Origin of the sequence: Vibrio sp. SCSIO 43140, from assembly GCF_023716585.1 — a bacterium.
GTDB classification, from domain to species: domain Bacteria; phylum Pseudomonadota; class Gammaproteobacteria; order Enterobacterales; family Vibrionaceae; genus Vibrio; species Vibrio maritimus_B.
On sequence record NZ_CP071851.1, the window covers coordinates 79,095 to 98,557 of the forward strand.

Sequence of the window (19,463 nt, forward strand, 5' to 3'; positions counted from 1 at the left end):
TAAGGAGTTGTCATGAAAAAGCTGCTTGTCTTAGTTGCCGTTTTGGCAGCTCCATCTTTCGCTTATGAACATTTACATAGCTCTGCTGCTGACCAGTGGAGTGAAGATAGTCTAAAGCGTTGGCAGCCTCGAGAGGCATTTGTCCCTCTAACGATCAACCATATAGGTGAAGCTACTCGTTATTACTTGGAGGTCAATAACGAACCAGTCACTGAATTATTTACTTTGGAAGGAAATGAGAAAGTCTCTGTGGATGTTCCAGTGACACTTGAAAATCGACAAGGCGCTCAACTATTCAAGGTGTGCTCGGTAAGTCTTACTGAGGCTGCGGGCTCGCGTATCTGCTCCAAGGTGGAGCTATTCAACTTGTATCCATCGGAGCAATAAATGAAACACTTAATCCTAGCTGTCGCACTTTTAGTATCGGCACAATCTTTCGCATCAAGTGAAATCCGCAGCTCGTCAGGTGCAACCTGTGAACAGTCAGATTTCCAACCTTGGGAACTTAGCTTCGGTGGTGGTCAAGATAATCGTGACTATTCTGATTATGATTCATACGAAAGAACCCAAACAGAAGACAAAGGAAAGTACATTGGCGCTCAAATAAAGTACTCGTTTGGAGGTGCAAAACAGATTGATTGCTCACGTTTCCAATCTATCGTGGAGAGAGAGCAAGAGGCACACACAAAACAACTCGAGATGAAGATAAAAGAGTTGGAGCACCAACTGGCAAAACAAACACAAGCTTCACATTTAGCTTCGAAGATTAAATTCAAGTAAAGAGGGTTGTACGATGGTTATTTGGGTACTGATATTAACTTCCTATACGACAAATTTTGAAATCAGCCAGATAGAACACATTAGTGATTTCACTAGTAAACAAATATGTGAGACCGCTGGCAAAGCATGGCAGCAATCCGTATCTGAGAAGAATGGCTTAGAGTTTCGAACCAATTACATTTGTGTGAAGAAGTAAGATGCAAAAACGCCTTCCTTTCTATGGAGTAGAAAGGAAGGCGTTTTACTTTGATTAAGCCAAGCAGTCTTTTGCTTTAATCAACGTATGATGTCTAATCGAATCCGGTGTGCGAACCTCTAGCTGCGAAAGATTACGTGGGTCATAGATAAAGCCAATCACTATTGATAGAAAATACCAATCGAATAGATAGGCACAGACGAATTTTCAAAAACGCGCTCTCATTGCAATATGTATCCATCGGCGCAGGACAGTGCCACACAAGATAACAAGACCATATTGAGAGAGTAGAATTATGATCAACACGACTATCAAGCCATTTTCAGCAACAGCATTCAAACAAGGCGAATTCGTAGAAATCACAGAGCAAGACGTGAAAGGAAAATGGGCAGTATTCTTCTTTTACCCAGCTGACTTCACATTCGTTTGCCCGACAGAACTTGGCGACCTTGCTGACCACTATGCAGAACTTCAAGAGCGCGGCGTAGAAGTTTACTCAGTATCAACAGACACGCACTTCACTCACAAAGCGTGGCACGACAGCTCAGACACTATCGGCAAGATCAACTACTACATGGTTGGCGACCAAACAGGCACTATCACTAACAACTTCGGTGTGATGCGTGAAGGTCAAGGCCTAGCAGACCGTGCTACTTTCCTAGTTGACCCAGAAGGTGTTATTCAAGCAATGGAAATCACTGCAGAAGGTATCGGCCGTGACGCAGAAGACCTAATGCGTAAAGTGAAAGCAGCACAGTATGTAGCGGCTAACCCAGGCGAAGTTTGCCCAGCGAAATGGAAAGAAGGTGAAGAAACACTCGCTCCATCTCTAGACCTAGTTGGTAAAATCTAAGCGAATCGCCTGATGTAAACCGGATTATCAAGTCCGTGTTGCGCGCCCTAGACTCTGATTGCTTGACGTAAGGAGTTTAGGGCGCGCATCCATTTAATTTCGCTGAGTCTCAAATGAGATTTACGCATCCTTGAAAGAACGCTCCTATAGTTAGGGTTGTAAGTTGCATATAAGCCAAGCAACAACCTGTATTCATTGAAACTTATGGAGTGAGTTCATGCCTAAACAGTCTCGTCCTCTCGTCGTTTGTGCCCTGAGCACAGCCGCTTTATTCCCACTATCGTCCTTTGCCCAAACAACGCTTCAGCCAATCAAAACCTCGTTAGAAGAAGAATCTTTTCAAACTGAACTTGTGATGCATGCTCTTAAAGAGCTTGGTTATGAGTTGAACGCACCCAAAACCATGACATACGCGGAAGCTTATCAATACGTCTCTGCGAACTCTGGCGCTTTTTTTGCGGCCGCATGGTTACCGACTCATCAAGAGTTGCTTAGTAGTGGTGATAAAGATGGGCAAGTCTATGTGGGTGGTAGTTACGTCCCTCAATCAGCTCAAGGTTATCAAATCGATAAGGCGACGGCAGACAAACATAAGTTGTCTTCGATGGATCAATTGAAAGACCCAGCTATCGCGAAATTGTTCGATCACGACGGTAATGGCAAAGCTGAGCTTATCGGGTGTCAGCCTGATTGGGTATGTTCCAAAGTTATCGATCATCAAATCAAAAGGTATGGACTTTCTGATACGGTGGAGCAGATCCAAGGTGACTACAATGCTTTGATGGATTCGGTGATTGATAAACAAAGAGCTGGTAAACCGGTTCTCTACTACACTTGGACACCGCATTGGATTAGCTATGAACTTCAGCCAGAAAAAGAGAGTATCTGGCTAGAGGTGCCTTTCTCGGCTCTACCGGAAAACAAAGATACAACACTGCCCCATGGCAAAAACTATGGCTTTGAGATGAATAGTCAGCGCATTGTCGCCAATAAAGAGTTGGCTTTGGCTCATCCGGACGTTCATCGCCTGTTTGAAATTATTCAACTGAAACCCAATGAAGTCAGCGCTGAAAACCACTTGCTGCACAAAGCGGAAAAGGGTCAGCATAATACCGTTGCCTACATGCAAGCGTGGATAATAAAAAACAGGGCATTGTTTGATTCGTGGTTAGAGGAAGCGAAGCGGGCCAAGCAAGTAGAAACTGGCTCAGATAACTAATTATTTAGGCATAAAGAGAAGGGAGAGCAAAAGTGCTCTCCCTTCTTTTTTCTATTCGATTCTGAGAGTCAATTAGAAGCACCTAGATTAATACTGGCGGGCATTCCAGAGTAGAGCTCTTGGCGGTACTCATAAGCCTTCTTGTCGACATTATCTGGCATGTTAAAGCTTACTTGGCTGCCGCCACTTTCAACAGCAGTGACTGTTGCCGTTTGGCCGTCTACAAATTCGTTAGTCAGCCCTTGTGTTTTGTACTGATAAGAACCGGTAGGAAGGCTAAGCGATGTCGTAAAATCAAGCGCATGTGCACCCTCTTTAAGCACGACTTCAAACTTATGGTTCTTGTCATCTTCGTGATCAATGTGCTTGTTGAATGCCTCTGGGTTTTGCGCAGTGACGACCCAGCCGCCATTGTTAGCAAGTTGTAATAGCAGAGGCTGTGATGCGGTAAACGTAGCACCGCTCAGCGTCACACTTCCTGCCTTGTGGAAAACCAACTGATACACTTCCTTAGCGCTGTCTTTATAGTGCACGCCTTGGACTGCGCTGGTGTTTACGACGGTTACGTTTTCTCCGTAGCTTTTGACTTTGCCGGGCATGTCGTCTGCCTCGACATTCGGCACAAGAACATAGTGGTAGCTGTCTTCTTTGCTTGTTGGGTTCGGCGTGTGGTTGAGGGCGATAACAAACACACTGTCAGTACCTATGCTATCGATAGTATCGACAACGGAAGTCCCCGTGACCAAGGTATGTCGCTGTTTCTCACCCGTTTTCGGGATCGTAATATAGCCGATGTTTCCTTGGTGGAACCACGTTGGATGCTCCGAGCTGAACTTACTGTCTTTAACGATACAACAGGCCACGGTTTTCTCGCCTTTTTCTTGGGTGTAGTAGGTGAGTGTATCGTGCCATCTTGGCTGGTCGATGGTGGTGACAATGGGCAGGTAGGTGCTTTCATCATTGCCACGCTCGACACGTGCCACGTCCGTACCTACCGCGATGACCATGTCATCCAAGAAAAACGCGCTTTTCTTGGCTGTGGCGCTGGTGTATGAGTTTTCGCTGCCATAATGGAAACTCGCAATACCGTAGTTGCCATCACTTAAGGTGCCTGCAAATGCGCTAGGGTTGAATTTGCTTTCTGCTGATTGCATCGGAATAGCGTCGGTTTTCCATTCTTCGGTAAGTCCGGGTAGAACATGCCAGTCCCAGTTGTAGCGGGCATCAGCGTACTCTTTGCCATCCACTTTAATTTGTAGAATACCGGAGCCGTTGTGCATTCCAGGGTCTTTGTTAAAGCTTTCTGCACCTCGCGTTCGTGAAGATTGCATCTTGAACGAAGAGTACCATTCGTCACTACCATCAACGCGTCGGTGTACCAACATATCCGCATTCCAAAATGCGTACGTGCCGGGCGCTTTGTGTGATTCATCATTGAGGCTAGAGTGCAGCGCATCGAGTTCCTTATCGCCTTTGAAGGCTCGGTCGTCGCTTGCTTTTTCCATGTGCTCAATAGAACGGGATAGGTTTTTAGTACCGAACTTGTTGGCATTGCTAGATAGGAAGGTTCGACCTAATGATTGGAAATCCAGTACATCTTTAAACAGCAGTGCACTATAGGTATAGAGCATTACTTCAGTAGACTCTTCCAGAGGAAGCGTGCTCATTTCCCAATCCGTCCCATTTAAAAGCTCTGCCACTTCAAAGACACTCTCTGCGTACCATTCAAATCCGTACGCGAGCATTGCTAGGTCTTGTCGATGTCCAACGTGATGAGATAGCGTACCATCAGGTAGTAAACCCGATTGACCGTATCGATGAGGGCGTCGGCTGTTGGTATCGAGCCAAGTTTTAAGATCACTAAAGCTGCCACTTGGTTCCCAACCCGGAAGGAGGGTACTGCCCTTTTCTTTTAGCGGGGCATAATCGGCGTACCACCACGCCACATTCGTAATAGGTTTGTTGTAGTCTGCGAGTAAGCCAACGTAGACTGCCCAGCTGCGGAGCCTGTGTCCTCGGTTAGCGTCAGACCATGTTCCCATCGACGCTGCAAAATCATCTTCAATGAAGTAGCGCAAACGCTCTGGGTCTCGGTCTGTCTCTGGCAGGTCAAAGGCAATTTGATAGAGAGCATTGACGTTTTTTCTGAACTTTTTAGCGTCCTCGTCGCCAGCTAACTCTTTCTTCATTGTATCTTCTAGGATATATACCAGCGGCAAAGAGAGTGCGTCAGTGAATCGCCATTGGTGTGTTCTATCTGCGTGAGTCATATTGCGATTGTCGGCAAAACCTTGGCTAGGAAAGCGATCTACAAAAGCATTGAATGCTTTCACAATAGCAGCGCGCAGGACTTCTTTTTGCTCTTCACTCTTCTCACTGTAGTAGGCGTAACCAAGCCCACCAATGCGGTTTACGGCCTCTTCAAAGTCTTTGCCATTTTGAGTCGCCTTGTTGTCACTAAGGCTGCTTGTATACGCTTTTAAATCATTAAACTTCCCTTCGCTATCGTTAATGCTTTTGACCAAGGTCGTGACTTCATCTGAAGAGTAATAACGCTCACCCCACATTCTTTTGCTGGTCAGAACGAATTCTTTTAGATGGGAGAGATACTTGCTCCACTGTGTTTCGCTGACCTGACGAACAGTGATGTTTTTTGTCGCCACAAGCCCGTTGCTGTCATTGAGAAAAACCGTCAACGAAACGTTGTCTACTTCGCTTACTTGGCTGTTGTCTTTGACGTAAAGCACACCTCGTGGGCGGTTTGCATAGTCAAGCTCGGTTTCGATTCGGTAGGCCGAACTCTCTTCACTATCAACCAATGAGAAACTGTAACCAGAACCTGTAACGTTGCGGCTTGCACCAAGGGTACCAACCACGCGATCTCCATTTTTACTGCCTACTTGGATTTCGAATGTCTCCCCCGTGACAGTAATGTCACTATCCTGCGCGATGACGACGGCGCAGAATAAACTAAGAATCAATAAGATGGTGGTTTTCATTTGTGGCACTCCGTTGCTTTCACAGAACTAAGTCTAGTAGTAATGTGACGTACTTCTAAAAAAAGCGCTGTCTCTAATTTGCGAATTTATTATTAGCGAGTTAGGGATAAGCTATTGGCGGCGGTTATGGTTAGGTCATTGGTCTCGGAATGTGAAACTGAGAGGTGCATTCAGAAGAGTTGAGTTGCTAGTTGTCCGAGAGCAGATTCGGTAGAGGACGTATTCTGGGCATGAATCCCCAAGCCTTTGTTCGTAACATTGTATTTTCAAACCTGTCTTTAACTTGATCTGAGTATATATAGGCTAAGTAAATGACTGATTTAATAACAAAACCTTGACTTAAATTTATAACGTCGAGCCATTAGATTCTCCGCTCCTGTTCCAACATAAATAGAGAATCTCAATGCTCAACAAAACGCAATTGGCATGCGTGGTGGTGCTTGCCTTCAATCCACCGCTTTTTGCCTCTGAACTGCCATTTATGGCAATGCTGGAAGAGCGCACTTCTACATCAAACCAAGTACATGCACTTTCTTCTGCTGACTATGCGCACGAGTACTTCGATATTAATGTCCACGCAAAAGCTGGCGATGCGGTTTTTGGTCGCTTGAATCACCCGCTCAATTACAAACCAAGCCATATCAGCAGCACGCTTCAGTATGAAATTTCGGGAGGTGAGAACTCTCCTTTCGAGATCAGAAATCAGCGCGATGACAAAGGCCGTCTATTTGCTGAGTTAGTGCTGAGTGAACGAGCCGACCTGTCAATGGGTCAATACTCTATACCCATTGCACTCAAAGATGGTGAAACCACGGTCGAGTCGCGCACGATAACTGTTCATGTAGTTAGCGAAACTCAATGGAGCCAGTTGCATCAGCGTGCCATGTCTTTCTTAGAAGGTGAAAAGCGACTGCAAGGTCTATTCGTTTATGCCGATGATGAAATTGAAGACTATATCCAAGAGCTGAACGACAATGATGGTGCGTTTGAGGGTATGGACTTCTACCATGCCCATAGCGAAGATGAACTGCTTGATATCCGTCCAAGAGTGCTAGGTAAAGAGCTGATGTTGGCGGCGAATCAAATCAACTCTCTCGCTTACGCTCTAACTTATAGTGATCAGTTTGGTTATCAGGGCGATGCGCCTGAGCGTAAGCGATTAATGAGGGCGCTGTATAAGGCGATCAATCGTTATACGGCGCATTTCCCACTTAAAGATTTTGCGAATACCCCAACGCTGATGCGCAACATGAGTACCCACCAGTGGCGCTTCACCGACCCAATCAGTGCGGCTGGCTTTGTCATGTCGCCTGCGATGAATCGCGATATTGCTAATGGTGAATCACTCGCGAAACGAGCAAAAGCGAGCTTTCAAGAACTGCTACAAATCGCATTTGATATCCCGTACCGTCAGCGTCAGCCAGAATACAATCGCTACTACTTGCCTGAAGATCTTAAGCGCAGTCCAGGTGCTTGGGCGGACGCCAACCGTCATCACCGTATGAGAAGTTGGCTAATGATGAGCGTGCTTTGGAGCGACTATAACCAGCCGTTGACGTATCAACCTTGGTGGCATGGCGACTATGCGCCATTTGCTGCGCATAACACTTCACTGCTTCCGGGGTGGACGCCAAAAGGCGCGCTGGTGGATTTAAAAACTTGGCTTGAGACCAATGCCAGATACGCGTTTAAGTACGGTCAATCAGGAATACTGCCAGATGGCACCATCTCCCATCACGTCGGAGTTCGTCAAGACATGGCATTCTTCGCTTATGGTTTCGAGTGGATGGCAAATACACCGTTTGAAGTGGCAGGCGTTCTCGCGGATACGCCTTGGAAGCTGACTAATAAATCTTATGATCAATCGGCAGACTTCTTACTCGATAGCTACCCAAATTTTGTCTATCGAGGTGGCCTCGATTTTCAGACGGCAGGGCGCAAGCACGCTTCAGAGGCAACCCCTGTATTTGGTTCAACAAGACTGACACACGGCATTAATACCGTATTGCGAGCCAAAAGCTCAGATACAGAAATTAAACGTGAGAACGAGCTCAACAGTTTTCGTGACAAGCTAGAGAACAATACGCATGAGGCATCGGTCAATCGCGCGTATTGGAACAGTGACTTCATGGTTCATAGGCAGTCAGGGCAAAGCACTCCTGCGTACTATATGTCGTTTAAAATGAACTCTTCTCGCTCTATGGGCGCAGAGAGCTTTGAGCCAGATGTCGGTTATCATAATGGCGGTGGCGTTCTTCAAGTTCTAGTGGATGGTGATGAGTATTCGAAAGTTATGGATAGCTGGGATTGGCACGCACTGCCGGGTCTCACCGAAGAGCTCAGAGTCGATGAACTGCCAATGAAGAGCGACTTTAAGCTCTTTAACCCGAAACATTTTGCAGGTGTTGTGTCGAATAACCACAATGGTTTTGCTTCGTTCAAATATGACAGTGAAGCGCCCTATAACTCAGCAACTGCGAACAAATCCGTAGCGTTCATCGATGATATGGCCGTGGCGCTTGGCTCCCAAGTCATGCGCGCTAAAAATGGCGACGGATGGGAGGTGGCTTCTATTATCACCACCCTAGATCAAGCGTCATGGGATGGAGCGTTGACCTACCAAATTGATGGAGCATCACAAGAGACGGTGGAGCAGGGCAGTTATCTAGACGAGACCCTGTCAGTGCAAGACGGTGCGTGGTTCCACCAAGACAAGGTGGGTTATGTGGTACTGGCGAACGCCGAAACGTCGGTAATGCTGCGTGGTGGTGATGCAATCAACAGCACTCATGGTGACTCGGAGTCTGTGTTCCACATCGCGATTGACCATGGCCAGCATCCAAGCGGTGAAGGTCACGGCTCGACGTATCAATATGTGGCGATTCCGAACGTGACAGCTGAACAGATGCCAGAGTTGGTAGACAGACTTAAGCGTCAATTAGTCACAAAGACAACAGCAACAACGCACGCGGTTTACTATTCAAGTGCATCGAACAAAGAGTATGTTGCGATGGCATTTCGCGAGGCGGGCACGGAGAGCCTAGCTTCGCAAAACGGCGAGCCTCTGACAGTGTCTGTTAGCAAGCCAGCTTTGATTCTGCTAGAACGTGATGGCGATAGCTGGAAAGTGTCAGCACAAGATCCGCTTCATCATGTTGATCGAAATGCGATGGAAGAGAATGAGAGCCGACGCATGCGCTTCTTTACTCGCGGCGACCGCAACACCTTGAACGTGACCATCAACCGTCCGCTTCGTTCGGGCAGTTATAGCTATCAAACCCACGGTCGCAAGGTTGAAGATAAAGCCGGACAGAGCGTGAGTGTGAACAGTTACGGCAATCAATCGGAATTGACTATCGAACTGCCAGATAAACAGGATAAGGTGTATCAAGGTCGACATGACCTCTATACCGGAATGCCTGCCTCAGTGACCATTCCTGCTCATTAATATCAAGGTGTTAAGTAAGCCGCTTCTTTTTAGGAAGCGGCTTCTTTCTTGCTCTCGAATAGCCCCACAAACTTAATAGGAATCTCCTATCAAATGAATAGGAAAGGACGAATTTTCAAAAATAAGTGACTGTTGCAAACTATCTACATCGGCGCAGGACAGCGCAACACAAACACTTTGAGAGAGTAATAATTATGATTAACACCACTATCAAGCCATTTTCAGCAACAGCATTCAAACAGGGCGACTTTGTAGAAATCACAGAGCAAGACGTGAAAGGCAAATGGGCAGTATTCTTCTTCTACCCAGCCGATTTCACATTCGTTTGTCCAACTGAGCTTGGTGACCTTGCTGACCACTATGCAGAGCTTCAAGAGCGCGGTGTTGAGGTTTACTCAGTATCAACAGACACGCACTTCACGCACAAAGCGTGGCACGATAGCTCAGACACTATCGGTAAGATCAACTACTACATGGTTGGCGACCAAACAGGCACTATCACTAACAACTTCGGTGTGATGCGTGAAGGTCAAGGTCTAGCAGACCGCGCGACGTTCCTAGTTGACCCAGAAGGCGTAATCCAAGCTATGGAAATCACTGCAGAAGGCATCGGCCGTGACGCAGAAGACCTAATGCGTAAAGTGAAAGCAGCCCAATACGTAGCGGCTAACCCAGGTGAAGTTTGCCCAGCGAAATGGAAAGAAGGTGAAGAAACACTGGCGCCATCTCTAGACCTAGTAGGCAAAATCTAAACGCTCGTAGAGTTTAACCAAACGCAGCAATAAACGGCATTCGTGTCCGTGTTGCACGCCCCGCAGTCACTTTTATGGCTTCTACCATTGGCTTGTAAAAGTGGGGGCGTGCACCCTTTAAATACATTATTAATTCAACATCAAAAGGGTCCCCTTTTTATTATCCCTTTTCAAATTCCTTCTGATGTTAAGCAGTCTTATAGAATAGGTATCAGTATGTTAGATCAAGCAATGAAGCAGCAATTAAAAGCGTATCTAGAAAACGTTAAAACCCAAGTTCAATTGGTTCTAAGCCTTGATGACAGTGATACGGCAAGCAAGATCGAATCTCTTGCTAATGACATCGCATCACTTAGTAGCAAAATTGACGTCGTTCGCGACGACGCTGCAAGCCCGCGCAAACCAGTCATGCGCGTTGTAAACCCGGAGAAGGGCACCGCTATTGGTTTTGCTGGTCTGCCAATGGGTCACGAATTTACGTCACTTGTGCTAGCGCTATTGCACACAGGTGGTCACCCAATTAAGCTAGAAGCTGAAGCTATCGAGCAAATCGCAGAGCTGAACTCACCATTGGATGTCGAGATCTTTATCTCTCTATCATGCCAAAACTGTCCAGAAGTGGTTCAAGCCTTCAACATGATGGCAGCCATTAACCCGCTGGTGAACGTTACTATGATCGATGGTGCTGCATTCCAAGATGAAGTAAAACAGCGCGATATCATGGCGGTACCAAGCGTGTTCATTAACGGTGAGCTATTTGGCCAAGGCCGTATGTCACTGAATGAAATTCTAAATAAAGTCGACACAGGTGCTGCGGAGAAAAAAGCCAATCAGCTAAATGAAACCGCGCCGTTTGATGTACTGGTTGTAGGTGGTGGTCCTGCTGGCTCTTCAGCGGCTATTTATGCAGCGCGTAAAGGTATCCGCACTGGTGTGGTTGCCGATCGCTTTGGTGGTCAGGTGATGGATACCATGGCAATCGAGAACTTTATTTCAGTGAAAGCGACCACAGGTCCTAAGCTGGTGGCAAGTTTAGAAGAGCACGTTAAAGAGTACGGCGTTGAAGTCATCACTGAGCAGCGCGCAGCGAATATCATTGACGCGGAAGATACCGATGACGGTTACACCCACGTAGTTCTTGAAAGTGGCGCTGTGCTAAAAGCTCGCTCTGTCATTACAAGTACGGGTGCACGCTGGCGTGAAATGAATGTTCCAGGTGAGCAAGAGTACCGCAATAAAGGCGTGGCTTACTGCCCACACTGTGATGGCCCACTATTCAAAGGCAAGCGCACAGCGGTTATCGGTGGCGGTAACTCAGGTATTGAAGCGGCGATTGACCTAGCAGGAATTGTTGAGCACGTTACCGTTCTTGAATTTGCGGATGTACTTCGTGCAGACCAAGTACTTATCGACAAGGCGAACAGCATGCCAAACATCGATATCATCACGATGGCTCAAACCACAGAAGTTCTTGGTGATGGTACTCGCGTGACAGGTCTTGAGTACAAAGATCGCAACACAGATGAAATCAAGCAAATCGAGCTTGCAGGTATCTTTGTTCAAATCGGTCTGGTGCCAAACAGTGAATGGCTAAAAGGGACAAAAGTCGAGCTATCACCACGCGGTGAAATTGAAGTCGATGCCCACGGCGCAACCAGCATGAAAGGCGTGTTTTCCGCAGGTGATGTGACGACTGTTCCTTACAAGCAAATCATCATCGCGATGGGTGAGGGTGCAAAAGCGAGCTTGGGTGCCTTTGATTTCTTGATTCGTAATCCGGCGCCAGTGAAAGTCGCCGAAGAGGCTTAATCTGAACTGAGTAAAAAGCGCTACCTTTTAGGTGGCGCTTTTTTGTGTTTCGAAAGCACTGTGATTAAACGTTGTTTACAGTAACTCACTGCTTTTCCGATGCTATCTCTGCTACCGTAAGGAAAAATGCAGACTTATAACGAGACAGACAATGAAAAACATCCTTCTTACAGGTGCCACGAGTGGCATCGGCTATGAGCTTACTAAACAACTATGCGAGAAAGGCTTCACTGTCGTCGCCAGCGGCCGCAATGAAGAGAAGCTTTCGAAACTAAAACAAGAAACAGGCTGCGAGGTAGTGACAGCTGACTTGAGCGATGCCGATCAAACCGTGAGCCTGTTCAACAAAGCCATTGAGTTGGTGGGCACCATTGATGTGCTGATCAACAATGCAGGTATGATTTCTCGCAAATGCCCTATTGAAGAGTTCACACTAGAAGAGTTCGAAGAGCAATATGCGATCAATCTTCGTGCGCCGGCACTGCTCAGCCGTGAAGCGCTTAAAGTGATGAAGCCGAACAAGTCCGGTCAAATCATCAATGTAGTGAGCACTGCGGCTAAGCGCGCCAATGAAACCATGAGTATCTACTCGGCGATGAAACAAGGTTTGGCAGGATTTAGTGCTATTTTGATGAAAGAAGCGCAGCCGCATGGCATCAAAGTGACCTCGCTATTCCCAGGTGGTACGGACACCAACTTTCGTGAAGCAGAACGACCAGAATATATGCACCCTGCCAGTGTTGCTAAAGCGGTGATTCAGGTCTTAGAGTTACCTGCGGATGTGGTGATGCATGAGATGACGTTCAGACCTATGGTTGAGATTGAGTAACGGCATCGGAAGATAGACAAAGGCACTGCAATTTGAGCAGTGCCTTTTTCTTTTGGAGTGGGGAACAGCGTTAATCGCTAGTTCGCCGTGTGTTCTATCTCTATTTGGGAGAAACTCGCCTCAAATCGTTGTCCGGCATTGTCACTATCAGGCTTAAACTGAGGGTAGAGACCCGCTTTGAAGTAGTAGGCGATCTCTGGCTCTGCCCAGTCCGTGCTCATGGTAATCGTGTCACCATCTTTGGTATCGGAGTACGCAGCACCCCAGCCAAGAAAACGTTCAACTTTGCCTTCGCCGTTTTCTTTTTGCGTCATCAAAGTAATGCCGTTGTCATCGACGGTAATCTGATACTGCCACTCTTCATTGGCAGCGTAGGTACCCATTTCGACACTGAAAGGCCAATCGTCACAGCCATCTTCGTTGTCCGAGCACTTTTTATTGTCCGTGAAGAAGTCTTGGTTAAGTATCACACGCGTTGGCTTTGATTCTCCTTCCCACAGTAGCTTAACCAGAGCTTGGCTGATTTCCCAACCGTGCACCTGACCGACGACGACTTTAGGATCTTGTCCTGAGATCTGAGGGTAGTCATCGATTCTCAGAGTCGAAGTTAGCGTGTGGACATCCGTCCCCGTCGCTGAGTCATTGATTTTCCAGCTGGTGGCATCAGAGCTCGTGCTACATGTGTCTAGCGCTTGCGCGTTAAAGAGCTCTCTAAACTCTGAGCGAATATAGCTGCTGTTAGACGTCGATGTGCCGTAGCCCATGTCTGTGGCGAAGTGAACACGGTTATCAACGACTTTGAAAAACGAAATGTCGCCTGAGTCATAGTGATAAAGGATGTCGGAGTCATTGTTGAAAACAAACTCTTCTGACTCTGGAGAGCTATAGCAATGATACGGCTTGAACTCAGCGGCAGAGCTACTACTTTCACTAGAGTCCCACTCAGATTTGCTGACAGGAATGGTGATTTTCCATTGGTCGATATCCCAGTTAATGCCTTGTTCAAAGCTCTCTTGTTGAACCTCGAGTTTAGAAAATCTCACCTCAGACCAAGTATTGATGCCATCGCCATCATCGTATTGGTTGTAGACGCCCGCTTTAAAGTAGCTGAGTAGATCTGCCCAATAGCTAATATCGTGATCTAGCTTCTGTACGCCGTCTACTTCGATAACCAGGCGCTCTTCTTGGATGGTGATATCCATATCGGTCATCGCATCAAGATTTGCTTCACCAAGGTCGATACGCTGATAAGCGTTGTTGCAATCACTTGAACCAGCATGCTCACTACCGCTACTGCAATCGAGAGCATTAACCTTTAGCACTGCCCAATAGTGCCCCATCTCGCCGTTTCGCTCTAATTCGTAGGTAACGCGCAATAATGGGTGTGGAATGTAGCCAGTGCCATCTGAGCTTGTTCCTTTGTTATGAACTTGCAGAAAGGTCACTTCATCACCATCAACACTCTGCTGGAGAACATTTTTGATATCAATAGGTTGGAAACTGGTGCTCAACGTTCGTGATACGCCAATTTTGCTAGTATCAAAGTTTTCATTAACTCGAAGCTCTGAGCGATTGCTATCACCGCTCATTTTAAAAATCAGGTCTTTAGTATTTTCATCAGCATAGAAATACTCATCATAGTAACCGACCATTAGGTCATCGCTATCGGCTACATCAGACTTGTTCCCGTCGCCTTCTGATGGATCTGAGCGCTGAAGCTTTGATGCGGTTAGTACAGCGTCGTACTTGGAATACAAAGATGGCGCAACCGGTTTTACTACCGGGTCAACAGGATCTACTGGGTCAGTAGGATCGACAGGTTCACTTGGGTCGGTTGGTTCTTCAGGCTCCGTTGGGTCGGTGATTCCTGGGTTTGAAGGCGTGGCAGAGGTATCAGAATCTCCGCCACAGCCAGCGAGAAACGCTGGCGTTAGAAGTAAACAACTAATGAGTGCAGTCTTTTTCATAATATAATCATACTTATTATCATTTACTGATTATATTATTTGTAATACAAATATTTGAAACGATCTGTAGATAAAACTGTGACTTAATCTACGTTTTGCTTAATCTTCATAGCAACAGGTTGCTTACGTCGACCCAACGATCGTTTTTTCTAATTAAATCAATGATCAACTGATATCGACATCCATCTTCAAAGGACTGATAGGACTCAACTTCTAGTCCGGAAATATCACTCACAAACAGTTTGGCGAGATGTGTCCAGCTTCTTTGGGTATCACACTCGATATCTGGTAGTGATTGTGAAATATCGTTTGGTAGCGGTGTCTCTTGCCACTCGCCATTTTTGAATAGATACAGCGGACCATCCCCATAGTGCCCTTTGATATAGATGGAGCCTGCGCTGCCATGGAATACGATATGGTCATCGTGAAACCTCGGTGTTAATCCACCATGTTTAAACAATACTGAGACGGGTTGGGATGTTAAAGGGCTGCCTATCTGAGCCATGACTGTATATGACCATTCTACATCACATGCTTTCCATTCTAACTCAGGGTCGTTGATGTCTTTAGGGATAAAGTTTCGACGTTCTGTGAAGTTATGGACTCCCTCAACCACAGGTGCTGATGGCATATCGTTACGTACTTCACCGCAAATGGATAAGATTTCCTCTCCGAGAACCGATTTGACAATAGATAAGAGGTGAGTGAAGTTGTTATTCAAGCGGCCACCTCCGGCTTCACTGCGATGAGACCACCCGAATGGAATGTGACGGTCGAGGTTAAAGTGCGAAATACACTCGACCTCCGTTGGCTTACCGATAGCACCGTCCGCGATCAGTCTTTTCACATGAAGGATTTCAGGCATATAGCGAAAGCTAGATGCAAAGGCGGTTTTTACACCTTTTTGTTTTGCTAGCTCATAAACTTCGATCGCTGTTTCGCCGCTCTCGGTTAAAGGCTTATCGCAAAAAACATGGCAGCCAAACGCAATTGCTTCTTTTATTGCAAAAACATGAGCGCCACCCGGCGTAGCAATAGAGACAATGTCAGGCTTGCAAAGCTCTAACGCAAGAGACCAGTTTGTACCCGAGTAGGGGATCGATAGCTTTTGAGCAACGTCATCCACTACGCTCTCTGTGCGCCCTACAATGCCGACGACCTCTGCTCCTGCATCACGAAACGCCTTAGCATGGCCTTGTCCCGCAAATCCAGTTCCAAATACCAGTACCTTTTTCATGTATTACTCCCAAAACTTTATTAAGTCAGTATCAGGAGACCACGGTGTGATCCCCAGCTTGTGCAATTCCCTTACCAGTGCCAAAGTGTGCCATCTTCCAAGCGACTAACAGGAAGATATGAGCGCTTGTACTCATACTTCTCGGCTTCTTGCTCATCAAACTCCACCCCGAGTCCAGGTGCGTCACTAACCAGAATCATGCCGTTTTCCAGCTTCATGTCATGCTTGAAGATGAATTGACACGTTTCATTGCCAAACCCTACAAACTCTTGAATACCAAAGTTGTGTGTCGAGATATTGAGATGCATATGAGCAGCAAAACAGATAGGAGAAAGATCTGGGGCACCGTGAGGGGCAGTTCTCACGTTGTACACTGCAGCAAAGTCAGCGATTTTCTTCATGCCCGTGATTCCACCCGCGTGAGTAGCTGCAGTGCGGATATAGTCAATCCATTGATTTTGGATAAGATCTTTGCAATCCCATACGGTGTTGTAGGTCTCTCCGAGTGCGAGAGGCGTGGTGGTATGATGACGGATAAGTTTGTAGTTTTCTTGGTTCTCAGCGATTGAAGCGTCTTCCAAGAACAGCAGGTTATAGGGTTCTAGCATCTGCCCGAGCTTTGCGGATTCTATAGGGGTAAGCCGGCTGTGCGTATCATGCAAGAACTCAGCTTGGTCACCAAAACGCGCTTTTGCTTGTTCAAATAATTCAGGGACCAGCTTGAAGTACTTACTGGTTGACCACTCTTGCTCTGGCGGCAGAGGGCGATTACCTTGAAGCTCAAAATAGTCCTTTTTGTCACCCAATACACCATAGGTCTCTTTAAGACCTGGTATGGCACATTGCAGACGCACGGCTTTAAAGCCTTGCTCAATACATTGCTCAGCTTTGTCCAGTGTATCTTCGATGGTTTCACCATTGGCATGAGCGTAGAGTTTAACGCCAGTGCGGCACTTACCACCAAGAAGTTGGTAAACGGGTAGACCCGCGACCTTACCTTTGATGTCCCAAAGAGCCATATCTATCGCCGCAATAGCAGCCATAGTGATAGGGCCTCTGCGCCAGTACACTCCCATGTAAAGGTATTGCCAGATATCTTCAATGCAATGAGCATCGCGACCGATCAAACAAGGTTTCACGTGTTCTTCGAGGTAAGTTGCTACAGCCATCTCACGGCCGTTGACTGTTGCATCACCTAAACCATATACACCTTCATCCGTCACAACCTTGACTGTGACAAAGTTTCTACCCGGATTGGTTACAAATACTTTGATGTCTTCAATTTTCATCTCATTCTCTCTTAGTCATTTCTCCAAACCGGTCTAGTAAATCGATTTGGTAAATCGGTTTACTTGATATCATCAGGATCCACGAATAGAATGTCAACGATCTGATTTTGATGTAGTTAACGTTTTTATAAGAAGCCTGTATGAAGAAAGTTCGAATTGTCGATGTAGCCACCCATGCTGGGGTGTCGAAGAGCACCGTATCCCAGTACCTCAATGGACGATTTGGTCATATGTCCGCCGATACAAAACTGAGGATCGAGCAGGCGATCAAAGACTTGAACTATGTACCAAACCCAATTGCGAGAAGCTTAAAAGTAGAGAAGACCAAAACAATAGGTGTCGTGGTTCGAGATATCACGGGCTACAACACCAGTCGTGTTATGCGCGGTATCGATGATTACTGTAAAGAACAAGGATATAACGTTCTGATTTACAATAGTGATTTTGATGCTGAAGCCGAGAAACGGGCACTACAATCTCTAAAGCAGATGTGCGTCGACGGCATCATCATTACCTCATCGGGGCAAAACTCAGAGCTTATCAATCAGTACTCGTCTTCGGGTATGCCTATCGTCCAGTTCCAGTTGGAATACAAGGACAGCCCGGGGCATATTGTACTCTCTGATTATCAAGAAGCGGCCTTTCAGGCGACGGAGTATTTGATTCAACTTGGTCACCGATGTATTGGTTTTTTAACTCAGGATTTTTCTAGTAGCTTATCGAGACAAGCGAGATATCAAGGGTATGTGGATGCACTTCGTAAACACAACATCACCCCTGAACAAAGCTGGATTCAATATTGGGATCGGGAAACCGGCTTCCAGCAAGATCCCACACTCACACTAAACACTGATAAAGCTCCAACTGCGGTCTTTACTCAGCATTTAGCTATTACAACGGACCTACTTCACGCACTGAACAGGGCAAATATCGACATTCCTGGTCAGCTATCAGTAATAGGCTTTGATGAAATCCCTATGGTGGATCTGTTTAAAGTACCAGTTTCCGTTGTTAAGCAAGATGCCTATCAGATTGGGTGGGAGACGGCGAAACTAGCGATAGAGGCGGTTTCAGAGCGTCATGATAAGCCTAATAAAGTGGTTATACCCTGCAAATTGGTGAGACGTAGTTCCTGTTCTGCTCCGATGGTTGAATAAGGAAATGGCAAAGGGCACCTTAGTGCCCTTGCGTTGAATTATTTGTTAGGCGTATGCCCAATCACCAGCGCCATCTCGTCCGCCTCTACAAGCGGCTTACCACGCAGGTCGCGATAGCTCGCCTTGATTGTTAACCCGTGAACCTCAAGCTCCGCTTTGATCTGCTCGAGTGAGAAGTGCTGCAGCCAGTTATATACGGTTTTTTCACTTTCTTCTTCATAGATCACGTATTTGTCTAGCGTCACTTTTTCATCTTGATAGGTGAAATTGGATTGGATACACCAATAGTCTTGAGCACTCCAAAAACCATTCATTGCGTTCTTGTCGAGTGTTAGTGACTCGGATTGCTTAGCAAACCTTGTTGTCGTGTAAACATCGAGGGCAATAGATCCAGTTGGTGCAAGCATCGACTTGAACTTAGCCAGTAATGACGAGCGCTGTGTTGGGTTTAGAGCGCAGAAGTCGCACATCACCATAGTGATCAAATCAAACGTTCTCGTCTCTTGATGGTCAAGGTAGTTGCCAAGACGATACTCAATCTCCAGCCCTGCTTGTTCTGCCTGTTGCTTGGCGTAACGTAGAGAGTTTTCTGAGAAATCTAATCCGACGACTGTGCCAATACCACGTGACTTTAGCCGATGTGTATAAAGCCCTGGGCCGCAACCAAAGTCGATGGTTTTAGAAGATGCGTTTAGATCAAACTCGTTAACTAACCAGTCAACAGACTCATCGATGAATGAGAATGAACGCGATGCCGCTTCGATGTCAGGGTTTAGATGAAACGCGAGCATCTGTTTGGCAATGTGTGTATCTGTCCACAGTAGATCGGCAGTGTAGGCTGACCAAACCTGTGGTTTTTCAGTAGCGTCGTTCAGTTTATTGAACATGTTTTGTAATTCCGACAATAAGTTAATGTGTCGTCCTTACA

General features: G+C 46.5%; 14 protein-coding genes. 9 read left to right on the forward strand and 5 right to left on the reverse strand.

The annotated features are described in order from the left end of the window. Window positions 1-12 precede the first annotated feature (12 nt). The 4 genes from J4N45_RS19025 (at window position 13) to proX (ending at window position 3,048) form a co-directional block, all read left to right on the forward strand. Complete coding sequence (locus J4N45_RS19025; RefSeq protein ID WP_252016052.1) at window positions 13-387, forward strand: hypothetical protein; 375 nt, start codon at window positions 13-15, stop codon at window positions 385-387. Further along, complete coding sequence (locus tag J4N45_RS19030) at window positions 388-780, forward strand: hypothetical protein (RefSeq protein ID WP_252016053.1); 393 nt, start codon at window positions 388-390, stop codon at window positions 778-780. It abuts the gene before it with no gap. 491 nt (window positions 781-1,271) lie between these two features. After that, window positions 1,272-1,829 (forward strand): alkyl hydroperoxide reductase subunit C, encoded by a 558-nt coding sequence (gene ahpC / locus J4N45_RS19035; RefSeq protein WP_006069782.1) that lies wholly within the window; start codon window positions 1,272-1,274, stop codon window positions 1,827-1,829. 217 nt (window positions 1,830-2,046) lie between these two features. Continuing rightward, a complete protein-coding gene (gene proX, locus J4N45_RS19040) occupies window positions 2,047-3,048 on the forward strand; it encodes a glycine betaine/L-proline ABC transporter substrate-binding protein ProX (RefSeq protein ID WP_252016054.1) in 1,002 nt (333 codons plus the stop codon). Window positions 3,049-3,116: 68 nt separating this feature from the next. Here the strand turns inward: proX and J4N45_RS19045 are convergent, their stop codons facing one another. Continuing rightward, window positions 3,117-6,047, reverse strand: a complete 2,931-nt coding sequence (locus J4N45_RS19045) for a polysaccharide lyase family 8 super-sandwich domain-containing protein (RefSeq protein ID WP_252016055.1) — start codon at window positions 6,045-6,047, stop codon at window positions 3,117-3,119. Window positions 6,048-6,450: 403 nt separating this feature from the next. On the opposite strand from J4N45_RS19045, the gene J4N45_RS19050 reads away from it, so the two are divergent. From J4N45_RS19050 to J4N45_RS19065, 4 genes are all read left to right on the forward strand, one after another. Further along, on the forward strand, window positions 6,451-9,495 hold the full coding sequence (locus J4N45_RS19050; protein ID WP_252016056.1) for a polysaccharide lyase family 8 super-sandwich domain-containing protein: 3,045 nt from the start codon (window positions 6,451-6,453) through the stop codon (window positions 9,493-9,495). A 194-nt stretch (window positions 9,496-9,689) separates the two neighbouring features. Further along, complete coding sequence (ahpC, locus tag J4N45_RS19055; RefSeq protein WP_042500071.1) at window positions 9,690-10,247, forward strand: alkyl hydroperoxide reductase subunit C; 558 nt, start codon at window positions 9,690-9,692, stop codon at window positions 10,245-10,247. A 216-nt stretch (window positions 10,248-10,463) separates the two neighbouring features. Next, window positions 10,464-12,056 (forward strand): alkyl hydroperoxide reductase subunit F, encoded by a 1,593-nt coding sequence (gene ahpF, locus J4N45_RS19060; RefSeq protein ID WP_252016057.1) that lies wholly within the window; start codon window positions 10,464-10,466, stop codon window positions 12,054-12,056. Window positions 12,057-12,207: 151 nt separating this feature from the next. After that, the gene (locus J4N45_RS19065) at window positions 12,208-12,885 is read left to right on the forward strand and encodes an SDR family oxidoreductase (RefSeq protein ID WP_252016058.1); all 678 of its coding nucleotides are present in this window, start codon (window positions 12,208-12,210) and stop codon (window positions 12,883-12,885) included. Window positions 12,886-12,962: 77 nt separating this feature from the next. Here J4N45_RS19065 and J4N45_RS19070 read toward each other — a convergent pair whose 3' ends face one another. From J4N45_RS19070 to manD, 3 genes are all read right to left on the reverse strand, one after another. Continuing rightward, on the reverse strand, window positions 12,963-14,852 hold the full coding sequence (locus tag J4N45_RS19070) for a polysaccharide lyase family 7 protein (protein WP_286036914.1): 1,890 nt from the start codon (window positions 14,850-14,852) through the stop codon (window positions 12,963-12,965). A gap of 106 nt (window positions 14,853-14,958) precedes the next feature. Further along, window positions 14,959-16,089 carry a Gfo/Idh/MocA family protein gene (locus J4N45_RS19080; RefSeq protein WP_252016059.1) on the reverse strand — a complete coding sequence of 377 codons (1,131 nt, stop codon included), beginning with the start codon at window positions 16,087-16,089 and terminating at the stop codon, window positions 14,959-14,961. Window positions 16,090-16,160: 71 nt separating this feature from the next. Beyond that, complete coding sequence (gene manD, locus J4N45_RS19085) at window positions 16,161-17,378, reverse strand: D-mannonate dehydratase ManD (RefSeq protein WP_252016061.1); 1,218 nt, start codon at window positions 17,376-17,378, stop codon at window positions 16,161-16,163. A 140-nt stretch (window positions 17,379-17,518) separates the two neighbouring features. Here manD and J4N45_RS19090 point away from each other — a divergent pair, with 140 nt between their 5' ends. After that, window positions 17,519-18,535, forward strand: coding sequence for a LacI family DNA-binding transcriptional regulator (locus J4N45_RS19090; RefSeq protein WP_252016063.1), 1,017 nt, complete (start codon window positions 17,519-17,521; stop codon window positions 18,533-18,535). A 38-nt stretch (window positions 18,536-18,573) separates the two neighbouring features. On the opposite strand, the gene J4N45_RS19095 is transcribed toward J4N45_RS19090, so the two are convergent. Then, window positions 18,574-19,422: a class I SAM-dependent methyltransferase gene (locus J4N45_RS19095; RefSeq protein WP_252016065.1), complete on the reverse strand. Its 849-nt coding sequence runs from the start codon at window positions 19,420-19,422 to the stop codon at window positions 18,574-18,576. Window positions 19,423-19,463 lie beyond the last annotated feature (41 nt).

What these genes read in the sequence shown, in the direction of transcription:
- J4N45_RS19095 (WP_252016065.1), bottom strand. Translation starts at nt 19,422, where the DNA reads ATGTTCAATAAACTGAACGACGCTACTGAAAAACCACAGGTTTGGTCA.
- ahpF (WP_252016057.1), top strand. Translation starts at nt 10,464, where the DNA reads ATGTTAGATCAAGCAATGAAGCAGCAATTAAAAGCGTATCTAGAAAAC.
- J4N45_RS19030 (WP_252016053.1), top strand. Translation starts at nt 388, where the DNA reads ATGAAACACTTAATCCTAGCTGTCGCACTTTTAGTATCGGCACAATCT.
- manD (WP_252016061.1), bottom strand. Translation starts at nt 17,378, where the DNA reads ATGAAAATTGAAGACATCAAAGTATTTGTAACCAATCCGGGTAGAAAC.
- J4N45_RS19090 (WP_252016063.1), top strand. Translation starts at nt 17,519, where the DNA reads ATGAAGAAAGTTCGAATTGTCGATGTAGCCACCCATGCTGGGGTGTCG.
- J4N45_RS19070 (WP_286036914.1), bottom strand. Translation starts at nt 14,852, where the DNA reads ATGAAAAAGACTGCACTCATTAGTTGTTTACTTCTAACGCCAGCGTTT.
- J4N45_RS19065 (WP_252016058.1), top strand. Translation starts at nt 12,208, where the DNA reads ATGAAAAACATCCTTCTTACAGGTGCCACGAGTGGCATCGGCTATGAG.
- ahpC (WP_042500071.1), top strand. Translation starts at nt 9,690, where the DNA reads ATGATTAACACCACTATCAAGCCATTTTCAGCAACAGCATTCAAACAG.
- ahpC (WP_006069782.1), top strand. Translation starts at nt 1,272, where the DNA reads ATGATCAACACGACTATCAAGCCATTTTCAGCAACAGCATTCAAACAA.
- J4N45_RS19050 (WP_252016056.1), top strand. Translation starts at nt 6,451, where the DNA reads ATGCTCAACAAAACGCAATTGGCATGCGTGGTGGTGCTTGCCTTCAAT.
- J4N45_RS19045 (WP_252016055.1), bottom strand. Translation starts at nt 6,047, where the DNA reads ATGAAAACCACCATCTTATTGATTCTTAGTTTATTCTGCGCCGTCGTC.
- J4N45_RS19025 (WP_252016052.1), top strand. Translation starts at nt 13, where the DNA reads ATGAAAAAGCTGCTTGTCTTAGTTGCCGTTTTGGCAGCTCCATCTTTC.
- J4N45_RS19080 (WP_252016059.1), bottom strand. Translation starts at nt 16,089, where the DNA reads ATGAAAAAGGTACTGGTATTTGGAACTGGATTTGCGGGACAAGGCCAT.
- proX (WP_252016054.1), top strand. Translation starts at nt 2,047, where the DNA reads ATGCCTAAACAGTCTCGTCCTCTCGTCGTTTGTGCCCTGAGCACAGCC.